Source organism: Luteimicrobium sp. DT211, from assembly GCF_049844995.1.
Lineage (GTDB): Bacteria > Actinomycetota > Actinomycetes > Actinomycetales > Cellulomonadaceae > Luteimicrobium.
Window position 1 is genome coordinate 475978 of record NZ_JBNCMC010000002.1, and the last position, 18985, is coordinate 494962.

At 74.8% G+C, this 18985-nt stretch carries 18 protein-coding genes; 7 read left to right on the plus strand and 11 right to left on the minus strand.

The genetic code is table 11. The annotated features are described in order from the left end of the window. Positions 1 to 173: 173 nt before the first annotated feature. Positions 174 to 1487 (plus strand): septation protein SepH, encoded by a 1314-nt coding sequence (gene sepH / locus ACLQ14_RS06335; RefSeq protein ID WP_425811033.1) that lies wholly within the window; start codon positions 174 to 176, stop codon positions 1485 to 1487. 76 nt (positions 1488 to 1563) lie between these two features. On the opposite strand, the gene ACLQ14_RS06340 is transcribed toward sepH, so the two are convergent. From ACLQ14_RS06340 to ACLQ14_RS06355, 4 genes are all read right to left on the minus strand, one after another. After that, complete coding sequence (locus tag ACLQ14_RS06340) at positions 1564 to 2208, minus strand: thymidine kinase (RefSeq protein ID WP_425811035.1); 645 nt, start codon at positions 2206 to 2208, stop codon at positions 1564 to 1566. Between the two features lie 11 nt (positions 2209 to 2219). After that, on the minus strand, positions 2220 to 3437 hold the full coding sequence (locus tag ACLQ14_RS06345; protein ID WP_425811037.1) for an alkaline phosphatase family protein: 1218 nt from the start codon (positions 3435 to 3437) through the stop codon (positions 2220 to 2222). After that, the gene (locus ACLQ14_RS06350) at positions 3437 to 4018 is read right to left on the minus strand and encodes a DUF5998 family protein (protein ID WP_425811039.1); all 582 of its coding nucleotides are present in this window, start codon (positions 4016 to 4018) and stop codon (positions 3437 to 3439) included. Before ACLQ14_RS06350 ends, ACLQ14_RS06345 begins: the two co-directional genes overlap by 1 nt. Before the next feature lie 113 nt (positions 4019 to 4131). Further along, on the minus strand, positions 4132 to 6918 hold the full coding sequence (locus ACLQ14_RS06355) for a GNAT family N-acetyltransferase (protein WP_425811041.1): 2787 nt from the start codon (positions 6916 to 6918) through the stop codon (positions 4132 to 4134). 103 nt (positions 6919 to 7021) lie between these two features. On the opposite strand from ACLQ14_RS06355, the gene map reads away from it, so the two are divergent. From map to ACLQ14_RS06370, 3 genes are read left to right on the plus strand one after another with little or no spacing between them, the layout of a single operon-like run. Beyond that, a complete protein-coding gene (gene map / locus ACLQ14_RS06360) occupies positions 7022 to 7792 on the plus strand; it encodes a type I methionyl aminopeptidase (protein ID WP_425811043.1) in 771 nt (256 codons plus the stop codon). A gap of 55 nt (positions 7793 to 7847) precedes the next feature. Next, entirely contained in the window at positions 7848 to 10391 is a 2544-nt protein-coding gene (locus ACLQ14_RS06365; protein WP_425811045.1) for a DNA gyrase/topoisomerase IV subunit A, read from the plus strand. Positions 10392 to 10425: 34 nt separating this feature from the next. Continuing rightward, positions 10426 to 10986, plus strand: coding sequence for a potassium channel family protein (locus ACLQ14_RS06370; protein ID WP_425811047.1), 561 nt, complete (start codon positions 10426 to 10428; stop codon positions 10984 to 10986). Positions 10987 to 11127: 141 nt separating this feature from the next. Here ACLQ14_RS06370 and ACLQ14_RS06375 read toward each other — a convergent pair whose 3' ends face one another. Then, positions 11128 to 11556, minus strand: coding sequence for a PPOX class F420-dependent oxidoreductase (locus ACLQ14_RS06375; RefSeq protein ID WP_425811049.1), 429 nt, complete (start codon positions 11554 to 11556; stop codon positions 11128 to 11130). 63 nt (positions 11557 to 11619) lie between these two features. Here ACLQ14_RS06375 and ACLQ14_RS06380 point away from each other — a divergent pair, with 63 nt between their 5' ends. Then, entirely contained in the window at positions 11620 to 12078 is a 459-nt protein-coding gene (locus tag ACLQ14_RS06380) for a VOC family protein (RefSeq protein WP_425811051.1), read from the plus strand. Positions 12079 to 12431: 353 nt separating this feature from the next. Here ACLQ14_RS06380 and ACLQ14_RS06385 read toward each other — a convergent pair whose 3' ends face one another. After that, entirely contained in the window at positions 12432 to 13553 is a 1122-nt protein-coding gene (locus tag ACLQ14_RS06385) for a sensor histidine kinase (RefSeq protein ID WP_425811053.1), read from the minus strand. After that, complete coding sequence (locus ACLQ14_RS06390) at positions 13550 to 14227, minus strand: response regulator transcription factor (protein WP_425811055.1); 678 nt, start codon at positions 14225 to 14227, stop codon at positions 13550 to 13552. The genes ACLQ14_RS06385 and ACLQ14_RS06390 overlap by 4 nt, the downstream gene beginning before the upstream one ends. Positions 14228 to 14314: 87 nt before the next feature. Here ACLQ14_RS06390 and ACLQ14_RS06395 point away from each other — a divergent pair, with 87 nt between their 5' ends. Both ACLQ14_RS06395 and ACLQ14_RS06400 read left to right on the plus strand, forming a co-directional pair. Beyond that, a complete protein-coding gene (locus tag ACLQ14_RS06395) occupies positions 14315 to 14977 on the plus strand; it encodes a D-alanyl-D-alanine carboxypeptidase family protein (RefSeq protein WP_425811057.1) in 663 nt (220 codons plus the stop codon). Then, complete coding sequence (locus tag ACLQ14_RS06400; protein ID WP_425811059.1) at positions 14974 to 15597, plus strand: VanZ family protein; 624 nt, start codon at positions 14974 to 14976, stop codon at positions 15595 to 15597. The genes ACLQ14_RS06395 and ACLQ14_RS06400 overlap by 4 nt, the downstream gene beginning before the upstream one ends. 18 nt (positions 15598 to 15615) lie before the next feature. Here ACLQ14_RS06400 and tatC read toward each other — a convergent pair whose 3' ends face one another. The 4 genes from tatC to ACLQ14_RS06420 all read right to left on the minus strand — a co-directional run bounded on the left by tatC (position 15616) and on the right by ACLQ14_RS06420 (position 18832). Next, entirely contained in the window at positions 15616 to 16341 is a 726-nt protein-coding gene (gene tatC, locus ACLQ14_RS06405) for a twin-arginine translocase subunit TatC (RefSeq protein WP_425811645.1), read from the minus strand. Between the two features lie 60 nt (positions 16342 to 16401). Continuing rightward, positions 16402 to 16830: a Sec-independent protein translocase TatB gene (locus tag ACLQ14_RS06410; protein WP_425811061.1), complete on the minus strand. Its 429-nt coding sequence runs from the start codon at positions 16828 to 16830 to the stop codon at positions 16402 to 16404. Positions 16831 to 16850: 20 nt separating this feature from the next. Next, positions 16851 to 17069 carry a Sec-independent protein translocase subunit TatA gene (gene tatA / locus ACLQ14_RS06415; protein WP_425811063.1) on the minus strand — a complete coding sequence of 73 codons (219 nt, stop codon included), beginning with the start codon at positions 17067 to 17069 and terminating at the stop codon, positions 16851 to 16853. 89 nt (positions 17070 to 17158) lie between these two features. After that, complete coding sequence (locus ACLQ14_RS06420) at positions 17159 to 18832, minus strand: flavin monoamine oxidase family protein (RefSeq protein ID WP_425811065.1); 1674 nt, start codon at positions 18830 to 18832, stop codon at positions 17159 to 17161. Positions 18833 to 18985 lie beyond the last annotated feature (153 nt).

The window sequence follows — 18985 nt, forward strand, 5'->3', positions numbered from 1 at the left end:
CCGATCATCCCAGCGCGCCCCCGGGCCGGGCGAGCGGGCCGACTCGCGGCACACCGGGCCCGCCTGCGGCCCGTGCGCGCCCTCAGGTGGCAGGCTCGTGCCGACGACGGACGGTCCCGGCGCGGAGCGGTCCAGGCACGGCCCGGTACCGTCGTCGGCTGACGGGAGGCGTGATGAACGAGCTGAACCTGGTGGGGCTGCACGAGGACGGTGAGAGCCTCGTCCTCGCGGGACCCATGGGCGAGCGGTACACGGTGCGGATCGACGACGCGCTGCGCGCCGCGGTGCGCCGCGACCGACCCCAGCTCGAGCAGCTGCGCGCGTCGTCGACGGCGACCCTGCCCGTGCGGGAGATCCAGGCCCGGATCCGGGCGGGCGCGACCGCCGAGGAGGTGGCCACGGAGGCCGGGGTGCCGGTCGAGCACGTGCGCCGGTACGAGGGCCCGGTGCTCGCCGAGCGCGAGCACGTCGTCGACCGGGTCCGCGCGACGCGGCTCGGCGACGCGGACGCCCCGACCCTCACCGACCTCGTGGCCGACCGCCTCGCGTCCCGCGACGTGGACGCCGACGACGTCGCCTGGGACGCCGCCCGCGACACGTCGGGCAGCTGGCGCGCGACCGCGCGGTTCGTCGCGGGCGGTGCCGAGCGGACCGCCACGTGGGCGTACGACGCGTCCTCGCGCGAGGTGCGGGCGCTCGACGACGAGGCGCGCTGGCTGTCCGAGAACGAGGTCGGCGTCCCGCGCACGGGCGTGAGCGAGGACGACGTCCGCTCGGCCGTGCGGCCGGTCCTGTCCGCGGTGGACGGCCTGCTGGAGCGGGGGCACGACCCGCGGCGCCCGCGCGACGCCGCCGCGACCGACGCGCTGCTGGACGACCTGGGCCGGCGCCGCGGGAGCCGGTCCGACGCCCTCCCGGACCTGGACGACGACTTCGAGGGCTTCGGGCCGCTGCGGGACGACCCGCACCCCGCCGGGTCGCGCGGCGACCGGGGGCGCGACGACCGTCAGCAGGACGACCGGGGGCGCCGCTCCGACGAGCCGGCCGACGCGGACGGGCACGACGAGCACGCACCGGACGAGCGCGAACCCGACGGGCACGGCTCCGCGGGCGGGCTCGACGAGCGGCGTGGACGCCGCGGCAAGCGGCAGCGGCAGGGCCACGACCGGGTGCCCGTCACGGACCGGTTGAGCGTCGCCGACGTCGTGGCGCTCCCCTTCCCCGCCCGCGACGCGCACCCCGGCGAGGGGGAGGGCGTCCCGCCCGACGCCGGGACTGACGCCGCGCCGTCGGACGCGGCACCGGAGCGCGACGCCGAGAGCGATCACGGGCCCGGCGACGGCGCCCCCGAGCAGAGCTCGGACCTCGAGCCCGCCGGCGCCGGGCGACCCGAGGGCCGGCGGCCGGCGTCGTCGTCGCGCAAGCAGCGGGCCAAGATGCCGTCGTGGGACGAGATCATGTTCGGCGGCTCGCGCACCGACGCCTGAGCCCCGCGCCCTCAGCGAGGTAGACCGGCCGCCCGTCTGTGAAGTCTCACAGACCGGCCGCCCGTCCACCTCGCGATCAGGCGAGGTCGAGGGTGTCCCCCGGGCCGGAGCGCGCGCTCGCGGTCGCGAGCGTCATGCGGCGCGCGTGGTGGCGGCGGCACAGGACCTCGTAGGCGACGGTGCCGGTCGCGCTGTCGACGTCGCCGACGACGACCTGCTCGCCCTCGACGACCATCCGCCCGTCGACGGTGCGGGCGTTGTGGGTCGCACGGGCCCCGCACCAGCACAGTGCGGGCACCTGGAGCGTCTCGACGCGGTCGGCGAGCTCGACGAGCCGGGCCGAGCCGGGGAACAGGCGGGTCCGGAAGTCGGACAGGATCCCGAAGGCATACACGTCGATGCCCGCCTCGTCGACGAGGCGCGCCAGCTGCTCGACCTGCTCGGGCGCGTAGAACTGCGCCTCGTCGCAGACCAGGTAGTCGACGTGCCCGGTGCGTGACCGCGCGTCGGAGACGACGGCCCAGAAGTCGGTCGCGTCGTCGACCTCGTCGGCGTCGACCTCGAGCCCGAGGCGCGACGACAGGCGCGCCTGCCCGGCCCGGTCGTTGCGCGTGAACAGCAGGCCGTGCCGCCCGCGCGAGGAGTGGTTGTGATGGGTCTGCAGCGCCAGCGTGGACTTGCCGGAGTCCATGGTGCCGCTGAAGAAGACGAGCTCGGCCACGGGGTGTCCTCTCAGGTCTGTTCGACGACGAGCGGGACGCGCATCTCGGCCGGCGTCAGCGACCCGTGCATCCCGACGAGGGTGAGGCTCGCGGCCGTCTGGGTGCGCGAGTCGACGATGCTCGCGCGGCCGGTCGCCGCGACGACGACGTCCCCGATCACGGGCAGCGCGTGCGGGGCGACGGCCCCGAACAGGCCCGCGGCCACGGCGTCCTCCCGCACGGCGACGAGCGCGGCGTCGCCGAGGTGCGCGGACCACCGGGCCGCGACCTCGCGGGGGTCGGCGCCGTCCTCGAGGTACAGGTGGCTCGCCCGCGGCTCGCCGCCGACCAGCGCGACGCCCTCGCGCAGCACAGGGTCAGTGGCGACGTCCCAGCGGGCCGCGGGGTCGACGTCGACCATCCCGTGGTCGGCGGTCACGACGAGCAGCGTCCCGGTGGGCAGCGACCGCGCCAGCCGGGCGAGCTCCGCGTCGAACGACTCGACCGCGTGCCCCCAGGCCGCGGACCGCCAGCCGTTGTGGTGACCGACCTTGTCCACGTCGCCCCAGTACAGGTAGACGAGGCCGGGGGCGCGCAGCGCCCGGGTCGCGACGTCCACGCGGTCCCCGAGCGCCTCGGCGGGGACGTAGGTTCCGCCGCGCAGCGCGGCGACGGTCATGCCGGACCCGGCGAACCGGGCGGGGCCGACCGACGTCACCGCCAGCCCGCCCGACGCCGCCACCTCCAGCAGCGGCGCCTCGCGCTGCCAGGCGCGGGGGTCGGGGGCGCCGTCCCAGGACACGAGGCCGACGAGCCGTCGTGAGGCGGGGTCGCGGACCGTGTACCCGAGCATGGCGGTGCGCCCGGGCGCCGCGCCGGTGCCGAACGTGCCGAGGGCGGCGGCCGTCGTCGACGGGTAGGTCGTGACGAGCGGCCGCGCGGCGGCCGCGTCGTTCAGGCGGGGGCGCAGGAACGAGGCGTGCCCGGCGCGCTCGCGCAGGTTGTCCCAGCCGAGCCCGTCGACGAGGACGACGCACGCGCGGGTCGCGGCGGGCAGGCCGAGCCGGGCGGTCGCTGCCACGTCCGCGCCGGGGCCCTCGCCGAGCGCCCCGAGGACGCCCGGCAGCACCGCGTCGAGGCCCGCCGCGCCGTACGCGGGGGCGACGAACGCCGGGGGGTCGGCCGAGGCGTCGGACGGGTCGCTCGCGGGCGCCGAGGCAGCCGCGAGCGCCGCGACGAGGTCCGCCATCAGCGGGCGGTCGCGGCGGACAGGACGCGCGCGAACCGGGCGGCCCGCTGCACGGCCTTGGCGCCGTCGGCCTCGGCGCTGACCCGGACGACGAGGTCGTCGGGGACGAGCTGGCCGGTCAGGCCGTGGTCGGCCTCGCAGGTCGGGTCGGCGCAGGTGGCGGGTTCGAGGTCGACGCGCTGGACGGCGCCCCACCCGATCGAGAGGGTGAGCTCGGCGGGCGTCTGGCCGGAGCGGTGGGTGTCGGGGCGCGCGACGACGTGGGTGAGCGCGACCGAGCGGACGGCGCTGAGCGGGACGGCCTCGGAGGTCGCGACCGCGCTCGCGGCGGGGTGCTCGGAGTCGGCGGGGTGGTCGTCGACGTGGACGGTGACGAACCGGGTCGTGGTGAGCGCGAGGACGGTGACGTGGCGGCGGATCTCCTCGCCGTCGAACGTGGTCTCGGCATGCACGAGGTGGGCGACGACGTCCTCGTCGGCGACCGCGACGTCCACGACGTCGTCGACGAGCTGAGGGTAGTAGCCGGCCCGGACGAGCTGGGCGGTGAGGTCGGCGCGGGCTGAGGTGGCGGGCTGCGGCACGCCGTCATTCTCGCACCACACGCGCCGCCCTCACCGAAGGAGGCCCCCGCGCGGGGTACCTCGCGAAGCACCCGTCCGCGCGGTCTACCTCGCGAAGCGGTCGTCCGCGCCGTCTACTTCGCGGGGCCGGACAGCCGCGGCAGGGCGCGGCGCAGGGCGTCGACCCGGCGCGGCGGTGCGACGGTCGCCCGCGCGCCGAGGACGGCGAGCCCGCGGGGCTGGGCGACGACGGGCGCGAGCTCGAGGCTCGCGACCTCGGGCAGGTCGTCGGCGAGCACGGAGATCCTCCCGACGAGCTCCTCGAGCGCTCCCACGTCGACGCCGGGCGCCCCGCGGTACCCGAACAGGCGGGGCGCGGCGCGGACGCGGCGGACCATGGTGGCGACGTCGACGTCGGTCAGCGGCGGCACCCCGTAGGCGATGTCCCCGAGGAGGTCGACGGCGTCGCCGGACAGCCCGAACGACACCACGGGCCCGTAGAGCGGGTCCTCGCCGGTGCGGACGACGCACGCGACGCCCGCGTCGGCCATGCGCTGCACCTCGAACGGCGCGCCGGCCTCGGCGAACGCGCCCGGGCCGAGCCCGGCGAGGATCGTGGCGCGCAGCGACTCCAGGCCGGCGCGTGCGTCGTCGTCGCCGGTCACGTCGAGGCGCACCCCGCCGAGGTCGGCGCGGTGGCGCAGGGCGGCGCTCGTCGCCTTGAGCGCGACCGGGTAGCCGAGCTCGCGGGCGGCGGCGACGGCCTCGTCGGCGTCCCGCACGGGGATCGCGGGCCACAGGGTGATGCCGTAGCAGGCGAGCAGGCGGCCGAGGTCGTCGGCGGGCAGCGGGCCCGGGGCGGCGGCCTCGGCGATCTCCCGGGCACGTTCGCGGTCGATGTCGGGGTAGGCGACGTGCCGGCCGTGGTCCTCGGCGCGCCAGCGCGCGTACCGGGCGACGGCGGCCGCGGCCCACACGGCGTCCTCGGGGGTGGAGTAGGCGGGCACGCGGTGCGTGACGCCGTCGGGCGTGGTGAGGGTGAACGCGTCGGTGAGGCCGTGGTACCCGAGCGCGGAGACGAGCGTGGGCCGTCCTGACGACGCGGCCCGCGCGGTGAGCTCCCCGGCGAGCCAGCCCAGGTCCACCCGGACGGTGGGGACGTTGACAGCGACGACGACGTCGCACGCGCCGGGCGCGAAGACCACGTCGAGGGCGGCGCGGATCCGGTCGGGGCTCGCGTCCTCCCGCTCGACCGACGCCCGGCACGCCACCACGAGGCCCGCCGCCTCCGCGGCGTCGGCGACCGACGAGACGAGCGACGGCGAGCTCCCGACGATCCCCACCCGACGCCCCGCGGGGAGCGGCTGGTGCGCGAGGAGCTGGGCGAGGTCCGCCATCTGGTGGGTGTTCTCGGCCCGGATGATGCCGGCCTGCCGCATGATCTCCTCGAGCGCGCGGCGCGGCACCTGCCCGCGGCGCACGGCGTGCCCGGGCGGCGCGAAGTGCCCCGACTGCCCGGCGGCGACCACGACGACGGGCTTCGCTGACGCGAGTCGCCGCGCGATCCGCGAGAACTTGCGCGGGTTGCCGATGGACTCGAGCGACAGGCACGCCACGGCCGTGGCCGGGTCCTCCGACCAGAACTGCATCATGTCGTTGCCCGACACGTCGGCGCGGTTCCCCGAGGACAGGAACGTCGAGACCCCCAGGCCGCGGCGCCGCACCGTGGCGAGCAGCGTCACGGCCGTCGGCGCCGACTGGCAGAACAGGCCCACGCTGCCCTCGGGCGGCGGGTCGGTCGCGAGGGAGACGTCGATCCGGTTCCCCGCCGTACGGCGCAGCAGCCCGTACGACGCCGGCCCGATCACCCGCATCCCGGCCGTGCGGGCGCGGCGCACCAGCTCGAGCTGGCGGGCCAGCCCGTCCGGCCCGACCTCCGCGAACGAGCCCGACAGCACGATCAGCCCGCGCACCCCCCGGCGCGCCAGGGCCGGGACGATCGCCAGCACCTGCCCCGGCGCGAGCGCGAGCACCGCCAGGTCGTACGGGCCGGTCGCCGTGTCGAGGCGGTCGTGGAACGCGACCCCGGGCAGCGCCTCCCCCGGCTCGCGACCCGTCCCCACGACGTCGAACGTGGCGTCGCCCGGTCCCGCGAGCGCCCCGTCGACGACGGCGTCCGCCATCCGGCGCTCGACGGCGTCCGCGGGCAGGTCGGGCGACGTGACGACGAGCACGGCGTGCGCGTCGAGGAGGGTCTGCATGGACCGGGCCTCGGCGCGCCGCTCACGGTCGGCCATGACCTCGCGGGACCGTTCGGTGGGGTCGAGGTCGACGCTCACGGACACGACGCCGTCGTCGACGTGCTGGGACACCTCGTAGCCGGCCTCGCGGAAGACGGCGAGCATGCGCCCGTTCTGGGGCAGGACGTCGGCGGTGAAGCGCTCGACGCCGCGCTCGCGGGCGGCGGCGGCGATGTGCTCGAGGAGCACGGACGCGAGGCCCCGGCCCTGGTGGGCGTCGGCGATGTTGAACGCGACCTCGGCCTCGTGCGGCCCGGTGCGGTCGAACCGGGCGACGCCGATGATCTCCTCGCCGAGCGGGTTGTCGTCCGCGGCGGTGCCCTCGGCGTCGGTGCCGTCGGCAGGGGTCGTCGTCGAGGTGGGCGTCGCGGCGACCGCGATGAGCGCGACGCGGTCGCGGTGGTCGACGTGCGTGAACCGGCGCAGGTCCCGGTCCGAGAGCCGTTCCATCGCGGCGAAGAACCGCAGGTACACGGACCGTTGCGACTGGCCGACGTGGAACCGCTGCAGGGCGTCGGCGTCGGAGGGGCGGATGGGGCGCACGTGCGCGGTCGAGCCGTCACGCAGGACGACGTCGGCCTCCCACTCCTCGGGGTAGGGCGGGGCGGAGGGCTCGCTCACACCCGCAGCCTAGATCGTGGGGCACGACGGCGCCGGGGAGCACGGGCCGCGCGGCGGTCTGCCACGATGGGGGCGGACCGTCCCCTCCCGAGCAAGGTGCCGCATGATCGAGATCCTCACCCCCGCCGAGCTGGACCGCGCCCGGGACACCGGCGCGCTGGTGGCGAACATCCTCGCCACGGTGCGCGAGCGGTGCGCCGTCGGCACGAACCTCCTCGAGATCGACCGCTGGACCCGGGAGATGATCGAGGGCGCCGGGGCGGTCTCGAGCTACGTGGACTACGCGCCGTCGTTCGGGAGCGGGCCGTTCGGCCACTACATCTGCACGTCCGTCAACGACGCCGTCCTGCACGGGCTGCCCCACGACTACGCCCTCGCCGACGGCGACCTCCTCACCCTCGACCTGGCCGTGTCGCTGCGCGGGATCGTGGCGGACTCGGCGATCAGCTTCGTCGTCGGGCCCACGCAGCCGCCCGCGAGCCTCGCCCTGATCCGCGCGACGGAGGAGGCGCTGGCCGCGGGCATCGCGGCCGCCCGGCCGGGCGCGCGCGTCGGCGACCTGTCCCACGCGATCGGCACCGTCCTGACGGCGGCCGGGTATCCGGTGAACACGGAGTTCGGCGGGCACGGCGTCGGGTCGACGATGCACCAGGACCCGCACGTGGTGAACATCGGCCGCCCGGGCCGCGGGTACGTGCTGCGGCCGGGCCTGCTGCTCGCGCTCGAGCCCTGGGTCATGGCCGACACCGACGAGCTCGCCGTCGACGCGGACGGCTGGACCCTGCGCAGCGCCACCGGCGCCCTGACCGCGCACAGCGAGCACACGGTCGCCATCACCGAGGACGGCGCGGAGATCCTCACGCTGCGGCGGTAGCCCCGGCCGCGCGCCGTGGGCGGCGGCGTGGGCGGCGTGCGGGACAATGGCGCCCATGGCCCGTTCGTCCCGCCCCGGCTCTCGCAGTTCCGGCACAGGCACACCCGACCCCTCCGAGCCGTACGTGGAGAAGATCGTCGACATCGACGTCTCCGCGGAGATGGAGGGCTCCTACCTCGAGTACGCGTACTCGGTCATCTACTCCCGGGCCCTGCCCGACGCGCGCGACGGCCTCAAGCCCGTGCAGCGCCGCATCCTGTTCCAGATGTCCGAGATGGGCCTGCGCCCCGACCGCCCGTACGTGAAGTCGGCGCGCGTCGTCGGCGACGTGATGGGCAAGCTGCACCCGCACGGCGACACCGCGATCTACGACGCGCTCGTCCGTCTCGCACAGAGCTTCGCCCTGCGTCTGCCGCTCGTCGACGGGCACGGGAACTTCGGCTCGCTCGACGACGGCCCCGCCGCCCCCCGGTACACGGAGGCGCGCCCCGCTCCCCCGGCGAGTGCGATGACGGCGGGTCTCGACGAGGACGAGGTCGACTTCGTCCCCAACTACGACAACAAGCTCATGCAGCCCGAGGTGCTGCCCGCCGCGATCCCGAACCTGCTGGTCAACGGGGCGAGCGGCATCGCGGTCGGGATGGCGACGAACATGGCGCCCCACAACCTCGTCGAGGTCGTGGCGGCCGCCCAGCACCTGGTCGCGCACCCGGACGCGGACCTCGAGGCGCTCATGCGGTTCGTGCCCGGCCCGGACCTGCCGACGGGCGGCAAGATCGTCGGGCTCGAGGGGGTCCGCGACGCGTACCGCACGGGCCGCGGGTCCTTCAAGACCCGCGCGACCGCGAAGGTCGAGTCCCTGACCCCGCGCCGGCGCGGGATCGTCGTGACCGAGCTCCCGTACATGGTCGGGCCCGAGCGCGTGATCGAGAAGGTCCGCGAGGGCGTCCAGGCCAAGAAGCTCCAGGGCATCTCCGCGATCACCGACCTCACGGACCGCGAGCACGGGCTGCGGCTCGTGATCGAGGTCAAGACGGGCTTCAACCCGGACGCCGTGCTCGAGCAGCTCTACCGGCACACGCCGATGGAGGACTCGTTCGGCATCAACAACGTCACCCTCGTCGAGGGGCAGCCGCGCACCCTCGGCCTGCGCGAGCTGCTGACCGTGTGGGTGGACCACCGCATCGACGTGGTGCGCCGCCGCTCGCAGTACCGCCTCGCCAAACGCCGCGACCGCCTGCACCTGGTCGAGGGCCTGCTGCTCGCCATCGTCGACATCGACGAGGTCATCGAGGTGATCCGCTCCTCCGAGGACGCCGGGATCGCCCGCACGCGGCTCATGGAGGTGTTCGACCTCTCCGAGGCGCAGGCCACGTACATCCTCGACCTGCAGCTGCGGCGCCTGACGAAGTTCAGCCGCATCGAGCTCGAGAAGGAGCAGGACGAGCTCAAGCGCGAGATCGACGAGCTCGAGGCGATCCTCGCCGACGAACAGCGCCTGCGCGGCGTCGTCAGCGACGAGATGGGCGAGGTCGCCCGCCTGTACGGGACGCCGCGGCGCACCATCCTGCTGGACTCCGCCGGGGCCGGGGTGAGCGGCGCGACCGGCGTCGCGCCCGCCCTGACCACGGCGCGCGGGGCCAAGGCGCCCGCGCTCAGCCTCGAGGTCGCCGACACCGCATGCCACGTGCTGCTGTCGGCCACGGGCCTGCTGGCCCGCACGTCCGACGACGCCGCCCCCGCCCGCGAGGGCGCGCGCCACGCGCACGACGTCATCCGGTCGGTGGTCGCCGCCACCGCCCGGGCCGACGTCGGGGTCGTGACGAACCGGGGCCGCGTGGTGCGCGTGTCGGTGCTCGACCTGCCCGCGCTCCCGCCCAGCCACGGCGCGCCCAGCCTGTCCGGCGGCGTGCCCGTGAGCGAGGTCGCGGCGCTCGAGTCGGGCGAGAAGGTGCTCGCCCTCGTCTCGCTCGCGCCCGACGCGCCGACGCTCGCGCTGGGCACCAAGGCCGGCGTCGTCAAGCGGGTCGCGAAGGGCGACGTCCCGGCCAAGGACGCGTTCGACGTGATCGGCCTCAAGGACGGCGACGAGCTCGTCGGCGCGGCGGCCGTCGGTGACGACGACGAGCTCGTGTTCGTGTCGTCCGACGCGTCGCTGCTGCACTTCGGGGCCTCGGCGGTGCGGCCCCAGGGCCGGGCGGGCGGCGGCATGGCGGGCATCAAGCTCACTGCCGGCGCCGAGGTCGTGTTCTTCGGGACCGTGGCGGCGCACGTGCGCGACGGCGACGGCAGCAGCGAGGGGCTCGCGGGCGCCGTCGTCGTGACGGTCGCCGGGTCCTCGGACGCGCTGCCCGGCACGCAGGCGGGCTCCGCGAAGGTCACCCCGTTCGAGCTCTACCCCGGCAAGGGGCGCGCGACCGGCGGCGTCCGCGCGCAGCGGTTCCTGCGCGGCGAGGACGCGCTCGTCCTCGCCTGGGTCGGCGCGGCCCCCGCCCGCGCGCTCGGGTCCGGCGGGCAGCCGCTCGACCTGCCCGCGCCCGACGCACGCCGCGACGGCTCGGGCCAGCCCCTCGCCGCCCCCGTGGCTGCGGTCGGCTGACGGCGGCCGGGCGCGGACGAGGAGGAGGCACCCGATGCAGCAGGAGGCACACTGGGGCGAGCTGACGCGGCCGGAGCGCCGCCGTCGCGTCACCCGGACCGTGCTGCACGTCGTCGGGGCGTGGGTGATCACGCTCGCCGCGTACGCGGCCCTGCCGCTCGACGGCAGCGCACGCTCGGCCGTCCGGCTGGGCGTGGCCCTGATCCTCGTCGCGCTGCTCGTCGTGTGGGAGGTCTGGCGCATCCTCGGCGCCGGGATTCCGGCCCTGCGCGCGATCCAGGCCCTCGGCACCATCGCCGTCGTGTTCCTGGCGACGTTCGCGTCCGCGTACCTCGCGATGTCGCACGCCGACCCGTCCCGCTTCGACGTCCCGCTCGACCACGTGAGCGCGTTCTACTTCACGACGACCGTGTTCGCCACGGTCGGGTTCGGCGACATCACCCCGCACGACCACCTCGGCCAGATCGTCGTGACCGTCCAGATGCTCCTCGACCTCGTCCTCATCGGCCTCGTGGTTCGGGTGCTCATCGCGGCCGCGCGGATGGGCCATCAGCGGCGCGGCGACCCGATCGGCCGGGGGCCGGACGCGCCGTGACCGCCCGTGCCCGGTGCGGTCACAGCCGCCCACCACGGATTCCCCCAACCGCCAGCGCCGCACGTCGAACCGCCACGATCCGATGCCCGGCGACGTCGTCGACAACGGTTCCTGGCGGTTCGGCATGCGCCGGGCGGGCGGTCAGCCCGCGAGCGCCCCGGATGCGACGACGCCCCCGCCGGCGACGGCTACGAACCGCTCGGGCCGCACCGCGACGATCACGCGCACGGACGCGTCGGGGATCGGGTACTCGTTCCCGTAGCGGACCTGGAGGGAGTGGTAGAACGACGCCTCGGCGTCGTCGGGGGTGATGGACTCGACGGTGCCGCGCAGCTCGAGGAACCGGTACTCGTCGTCCGGGTCCGCGATGGAGAGCGCGACCCGGGGCTCCTGCTCGAGGTTCTTGAACTTCTGGCGGGTCGAGGTGTGGGTGAAGCGGACGAGCTCGCCGTCCCAGGAGAACCACATGACGCTCGACTGGGGCGAGCCGTCGGGGCGGATGGTCGCGAGGTGCGCGAACAGGGGGCGGTCGAGGAGGTCCGCGTGCGACGCGGGCAGCGTGGTGGGCATGGCGCCACGATAGGTGCCCGGGCGCCCGTTCACCCGCCGGGCGCCGTCGTCTAGCGTGGCCGGATGACGTCGACGCGGGTGACGCAGGTCGGGCAGGTCAGGCAGGTCCAGGTCACGTTCGACTGCGCGGACCCGGTGCGGGTCGCCCGGTTCTGGTGCGAGGTGCTCGGCTACGTGCTGCCCGCACCGCCCGAGGGCTTCGACGACTGGGGCGCGTACGAGCGCGCGGCCGCGCCGGACGACCCCGACGTGTGGGCCTCCTGCCAGGACCCGGACGGCGTCGGCCCGCGGCTGTTCTTCCAGCGCGTCCCCGAGGGCAAGGTCGTGAAGAACCGGGTGCACCTGGACGTGCGGGTCGCGACCGGGCTCGTCGGCGACGAGCGCCTCGCGGCACTGAACGCCGAGGGCGACCGGCTGGAGGCGCTGGGCGCGAGCCGGTTCCAGCTCCTGGTCGCCGACGAGGAGAACGAGTCCTGCCTCGTGATGCAGGACGTCGAGGGCAACGAGTTCTGCCTGGACTGAGAGCAGGGGTTTCGTCGGACCTCAGCCGTCCGGGTCGAGCGCCCCCAGGGCTTCGAGCACCGTGCGGACGGTATTCGCTGCGTCGTCCGCGCTGACCGTCAGCACGCACTGGTGCGCCAAGCTGGTTCGCCAGGTCTCCGCGCTCGCAACGCCCGCCCGGATCGGTGACCGAGCTGCAACCTCCTCGAGAAGCCGAGAGCCGTTCGAGAGTGGCCCGTCGTCGAACGGATCTCGGCTTCTCGACGACGGGCGTGCGACGGGGAGGCGGTCGCAGATCCCGCTCCGGAAGCCCGCGACCATGAGCGAGCTGCCGCGGCGGCTTTGTCGGGCTCGAAGTCCGCCACAGCCCCGGTCTAAGGCGTCGCCGGCAGGTGCACGACGACGCGCAGCCCGCCGCCGGGTCGCGGCGCCAGCGCGAGGGTCCCGCCGTGCGCGCGCGTGATGCTCTTGACGATCGCGAGCCCCAGGCCGACCCCCTCGTGGTCGGTGCGCACGCGGTCGCTCCCCCGCCGGAACCGCTCGGTGAGGCCGCCGACGAGCGCCGGGTCGAGCTCGGCGCCCGTGTTCTCGACGGTGAGGGTGACGCTCGCGGCGTCGGCCCGCGCCGTCGTGACGCGGACCGTGCCGCCGGCGCGCAGGTTGTGGACGATCGCGTTGTGCACGAGGTTCGTCGTGAGCTGCAGCAGCAGCGCGGGCGAGCCGAGCACCGGGGCCGCGACGCCGTCGGCCGCGAGCGCCACGCCCCGGCGCTCGGCGAGCGGCAGCAGCGTCTCGGTGGCCTCCTCGGCGAGCAGCGACAGGTCGACCCGCTCGCGCTCGAACTCCCCCTGGTCCGCGCGGCTGAGCAGCAGCAGGGCCTCGGTCAGGTCGATGGCGCGGGTGTTCACGACGCGCAGCCGCGCGAGGAGCGCGTCGGCGTCGCGGTCGGGGTCGTTCGCGGCGACGTCGAGCAGGGTCTGGGTGATCGCGAGCGGGGTGCGCAGCTCGTGGGACGCGTTGGCGGCGAACCGCTGCTGCTCGGCGACGAGCGCCTCGAGGCGCGCGAGCATCGAGTCGAAGCCGTCGGCGAGCTCACGGAACTCGTCGTCGCGGCCGGGCAGGCGGATCCGGTAGGACAGCGACCCGTCCGCGGCCCGGCGCGTCGCGTCGGTGATCCGCGCCAGCGGGGCCAGCACGCGGCCCGCGAGGAGCCAGCCGCCGGCCAGCCCGACGACGAGCAGCAGGAGCAGCATCAGCGCTGCCTTCGGGGCGAACGCGGCCCACAGGTCCGACCGGCCCGGGATGAACAGCGAGCCCGGGCGCAGGTTGCCGCTCGGCAGGGTGCGCGGGACCACCACCGCCTGGTCCGGGACGTAGCGCAGCAGGAACACCAGGACGACGGCGATCAGCCCCGCCCCGGCGACGATGAGGAAGCCCGCGTAGCTGAGGGTGAGCTTCCACCTGACACTGAGACCCGGCCGGCGGCGCGCGCTCACGGCCGCTCCCCCGGCCCGGCGTCGATCCGGTACCCGACGCCCGGCACGGTCGCGATGAGCCACGGCTCCCCGAGCCGCTTGCGCAGCGCGGAGACGGTGATGCGGACGGCGTTGGTGAACGGGTCGGCGTTCTCGTCCCACGCCCGCTCCAGCAGCTCCTCGGCGCTCACGACGCCGCCCCCGGAGCCCACCAGCACCTCCAGCACCGCGAACTGCTTGCGCGTGAGCGCGACGTACCGGCCGTCGCGGTAGACCTCACGCCGGAACGGGTCGAGCCGCAGCCCCGCGAGCTCCAGCACGGGCGGGCGGTGGTGCGCCCGCCGGCGGTCCAGCGCGCGGAGCCGCAGCACCAGCTCGCGCAGCTCGAACGGCTTGGTCAGGTAGTCGTCGGCGCCGAGCTCGAACCCGGACTCCTTGTCGTCGAGCCGGTCCGCGGCCGTGAGCATGAGGATCGGCATCCCGCTGCCCGACGCGACGATGCGCCGCGCGACCTCGTCGCCCGACGGGCCGGGGATGTCCCGGTCGAGCACCGCGATGTCGTACGCGTTGACCGCCAGCAGCTCGAGGGCCGTGTCGCCGTCCCCCGCGACGTCGGACGCGATCGCCTCCAGCCGCAGACCGTCGCGGACGGCCTCGGCCAGCAGGGGCTCGTCCTCGACGATCAGCACGCGCATGGGCACCATGCTCCCGGTCCCGACCTATCGCGCGCATATCGAAAAGCGCTTACGCCCCGGCAACGCGCGGGTGCCTTGACTGGTCGCATGCCTTTCGTCATCTCTCCAGCACCCCGACGACGGCGCGCCCTCGCTCTCCTGGTGACCTGCGCCGTCGGCGGGGCCGGGCTGGGCGGGGTGGCCGCGTACCGGCACGCTGAGGCCGGTCCCCAGCCCCGCGCCGTCGCCACCTCCCCGGCCGAGACCGCCGCGCCCGCGGCGGCGACCACCGAGCGCGAACCGGCTCCGCGCGACGCGGACGAGAAGCCGGCCGGTTCCGGCGGCGTCGTGACGGTCTTCAGCGACGACCCGACCGTCAGCCACCTCGACCCCGCGCTGCTCGCCGCCCTGCGCACGGCCGCGACCGACGCCGCCGACGCGCGCGGGATCCGGTTCGTCGTCAACAGCGGATGGCGCTCCGCGGCCGACCAGGCGGACCTGCTCGACGACGCCATCGCGAAGTACGGCTCGAAGGCCGCGGCGGAGCGGTGGGTCGCGACGCCCGGCACGTCCGAGCACGTCAAGGGCGAGGCCGTCGACCTCGGGCCCATGAAGGCCACCGACTGGCTCGCGCAGCACGGCGCCGCGTACGGGCTGTGCCAGGTCTACGCCAACGAGTCGTGGCACTACGAGCTGCGGCCGAGCGCCGCTCGCGACGGCTGCCCCGCGATGTACGCGGACCCGACGCAGGACCCGAGGATGCAGCGGTGACCCCCGGAGTCGTCGTCGCGGGCACCGCAGCGCGCGCACCGGCCCGGACGCGGCCGCTGCTGGCCGCGCTGTTCGCCGCGTACCTGGTGCTGCTGGTGTGGCTGGTGCTGTGGAAGCTCGACGTGCCGTGGGTGGGCTCCGGCGCGCGGCGGACTATGAAGCTCGTGCCGTTCGTGGCGACGGCCGAGAACGGGGCGAGTCAGCCGTCGGAGGTGCTGGGGAACGTGCTGGCGTTCGTGCCGTTCGGCGTGTACCTCGCCCTGCTGCTGCCCCGGCGGCCGTGGTGGCGGACGTGGGCGCGGGCGGTCGGCCTCGTCGCGCTGACGAGCGCCGGGCTCGAGGTCGCGCAATACGTCCTGGCCGTCGGGAGCACGGACGTGTCCGACCTGATCGCGAACACCGCCGGCGGCGTGGCGGGGCTCGTGGCGGTCGCGCTTGCCCGGCCGGTGCTGCGCCGGCGGACGGCCGCCGTGCTCACCGCGGCGTGCGCCGTCGGGACGGTGGTGGCGCTGCTCGCGACCGCCGCGTTCGTCACCTCGCCCGTGCGCTACGGGTCCGCGCCCGACGGCGGCGGGCAGCACCGGCTGGTCGACCGCCCGCCGCTGGACGCGCCGGGGTGAGGTGGGGCGCCGGCCGGCTCAGGCGTGCCGGTCCGTCCTGCGGTCGTGCCATGTCGTGACGGCGAGCGACGCGAAGTAGAGCACGCAGATGGGCACGGCCACGGCGACCATGGTCAGCGCGTCCGGGGTCGGCGTCATGACGGCGGCGAACACGAACGCGAGGAGGACCGCCCAGCGCCACGCCCGGGCGAGGGGCTCGTGGCGCACGACCCCGGCGAGGTTGAGCGCGACCAGCACCGCGGGCGCCACGAACGCGACCCCGAAGGCCAGCACCAGCCGCATCACGAAACTCAGGTAGTCCTGGGCGTTGACGAGCTGGGACGCCCCGTCGGGGACGAACGAGGCCAGGACGTCCACGGCGTGCGGGAGGATCCACCAGGCCAGGCCACCGCCGAAGAGGAACAGCGGCACCGAGGCGGCGAGGAACCCGACGGTGTACCGCTTCTCGCGCCCGGTCAGGCCCGGGACGACGAAGGCCCAGCCCTGGTACAGCCACCACGGGCAGGTGACCAGCACGGCGAGGAACAGCGAGACCTTGATCCGGACGTCCAGGGGCGCGCCGAGCGACGCGAAGTTCAGCGCGATCTCCTTGCCCTGCGCTGTGGCCGCCAGGCTGAGCGGGCGCATCAGCAGCGCGAGCAGGGGGTCGTAGAGCACCCAGCCCGCCACCGCGCCGACCGCCAGGCCGCCGGCGACGAGGAACGCTCGCACCCGCAGCTCGGCCAGGTGGGCGCGGAGGGACATCCGCCCCCGGCCGTCGCGCCCCGTGACGCCCGGCGCGGCGTCGGAGGTCAGCGTCGCCACTCAGGCCGCCTCGGCCCGGCCGGCGGGCAGGTCACCGGGCACGTCACCGGACGGGCGCCCCGCCGCGGCGGGGGCCGCGACGGGGTCCGGTCCGGGCAGCTCGACCGCGCCCGGCGGCAGCCGCACGACGACGTCCTCCACCGAGGCGGCAGGCCGGCGGACGCCACCGGGCAGGAGGTCCTCGAGAAGCGCCTCGCGGACGATCGACCGCGGGTCGTACCGGCGCGGGTCGAGTTGCGCCCAGTCGACGCCCGCACCCTCGGGCCCGAGCTCGTCGGTGACGCGGTCCCGGGCCTGGACGACCCACGTCCTGGCCGTCCGGGCGAAGGCGGTGACCTGCTTGACGTACTCCGGCAGCCGTTCGGGTCCGATGAGGACGGCGGCGAGGACCGCGATGACGAGGAGCTCGCCGCCGTTGATGTCCAGCATGGCTTCGGCGCCCCTGCTCGTCAGGCCTGGGACGTCACGACGGGCGCCGGTTCCGCCACCCCGGCCGGGACGGTGGCGGGCGCCTGCTCGGACTCGCCGGTGAGCTCCTTGACCTCGCTCTTGAAGATCTTGAGCGACTGCCCGACGCTCCGCGCCAGGTCGGGCAGGCGCTGCGCCCCGAACACGAGCAGGACGACGGCGACGAGGACGATGATGTGCCACGGCTTGAGCATGCCCATTGCGGTACTCCCTTGGTCTCACGGTGGACGCAGACGAGCTGCGCTGGGGGTGGTGCCCGGCCGCGCGGGCGGCCGGGCACCGGCTCCTGTCAGACGGTCGCGACGGCCTTCTCGTGCAGGGACTGCACGGCGTAGCGCGCGGCCCAGAACGCCCCGTGCTGCCACGCCGAGATCTCGGACATCCAGTCGCCCGCGAAGTACACGTTGCCCGCGCCCTCCTGGAGCTTCTGGAAGTAGGGGGAGCTCAGGTTCGGGTACGCCCACGCCCCCTGGATGTGGGGCACCTTGTGCCATGCGATCGAGAACGAGTGCTCCAGCTCGGTCCGGTACTTGTCGCCGTGGATCTTCACGCCCTGCGCGACGGCGCGCGCCTCGCGGTCCTTCGGGGACAGCGCCCCGTAGGTGCTGGCGGCCGTACCGGTGTTGTAGTAGCCGATGATGAGGCCCTTGCGCTCCCCGTAGCCGTAGGACGGGTACCAGATGTGCTGGAGGTCCATGTCGGTCTCCGTGATGCCGCCGTAGATGTGGTGGTCGGTCTCCCACCAGCGCGACGCGTACTGCAGCCCGATCTTCCCCACCGGGCTCCCCTTGGCGAACTCGCCGAGGCCGGTGTCGATGTCCGCGCCCCAGTTGTTCGTGAACGTGCGCGCGACGTGGGCGGGCGACGCGACGACGGCGAAGTCGGCCGCGAGCTGGTAGCTCCTGCCGCGCTTGTCCTGGTAGGTGACCTTGACGCCGTCGGACGTGTTCTCGACCCCCGTGACCGGGGAGTTGAAGAACACGTTGTGCGCGCCGATCGCCCGCACGAAGTACTGGTACGTCGTGTCCATGCCACCGATCGGCTGGAACATCAGCATCGCCTGTTCCCAGCTGTTCTCGAACTCGAAGTAGTTGCCGAACCGGCTCGCCAGCGTCTGCGACATGTCCGGGCGGGTCGGGGGCAGCTCGGTCCCTTCGACGTTCCACGCGCTCGGGTACTGGGAGTAGCCGCGGTCCGAGTGCGTGGGCGCGTCCCAGTACTTCCCGTCCTTGAGCGACCCGAGGGAGCTGAGGAAGGACTTGAGGTTGACCTTGTCCTCTTCCGTCAGCTTCCCGTCGAGCGCGCCCTGGTCCGCGGCGTACGTGAGCAGCTCCCCGACCGTGCCGTAGAAGTCCGCCTTCGCGGTCCGGTACTTGGTCGGGTTGCCCGGGGTCGAGCCGCGCTTCTCGTTGTAGAGGTAGGCCTCGGCGCTGGCGTTCGTCATCACCTGGTACGGGACGCCGAGCTCGCGGTAGTACTCCATCGTGACCATCCACTGCGCGACCCGGCCGGCACCGCAGTTCATGTAGACGCCGTCGTCCCACCGGGCCACCTGGGTGACGCCGTCGAGGTCGGTCTCCTTGTCCCCGGGGCGCATGGTGAGCGTGCGGCCGCCGGGGCGGTGGCGCGCCTCGAGCACCGTGACCTTGTACCCGGCCTTCTGCAGCTCGTACGCCGAGCACAGGCCGGCGGGGCCCGCCCCGACGACGATGACGTGCTTGGTGTTCTTCTTGCCCTTGGCGCTGAAGTCGGCGCGGCTCGGCGGGCTCCACCTCCAGTCCTGCTTGTGCGCCAGACCACCCGGGCCGTACCCCTGGGCGGCCGCGGTGGGCGCCAGACCGATGGCGCCCATGGCCCCCAGCATCACGCCGGCGGAGGAACCGACGCCGACGGCTTGAAGGAACCCGCGGCGGGAGACGCCGCCCGTGGCCTTCTCGTCCAGGAGATCCAGCTTGTCAGCCATGTGCCCTACCTCTCGGTGATGGACGTGCCCGGCGCCTGCCTGGTGCGGGGACCGGTCAAGACACCGCCACGCTAGGCAGCGCAGGTCAACTCGGTGATTCGGCCCTATTTCGGACTTGTGACACTTCGGCAAGTTGCGTCGCAGGACGTCCGG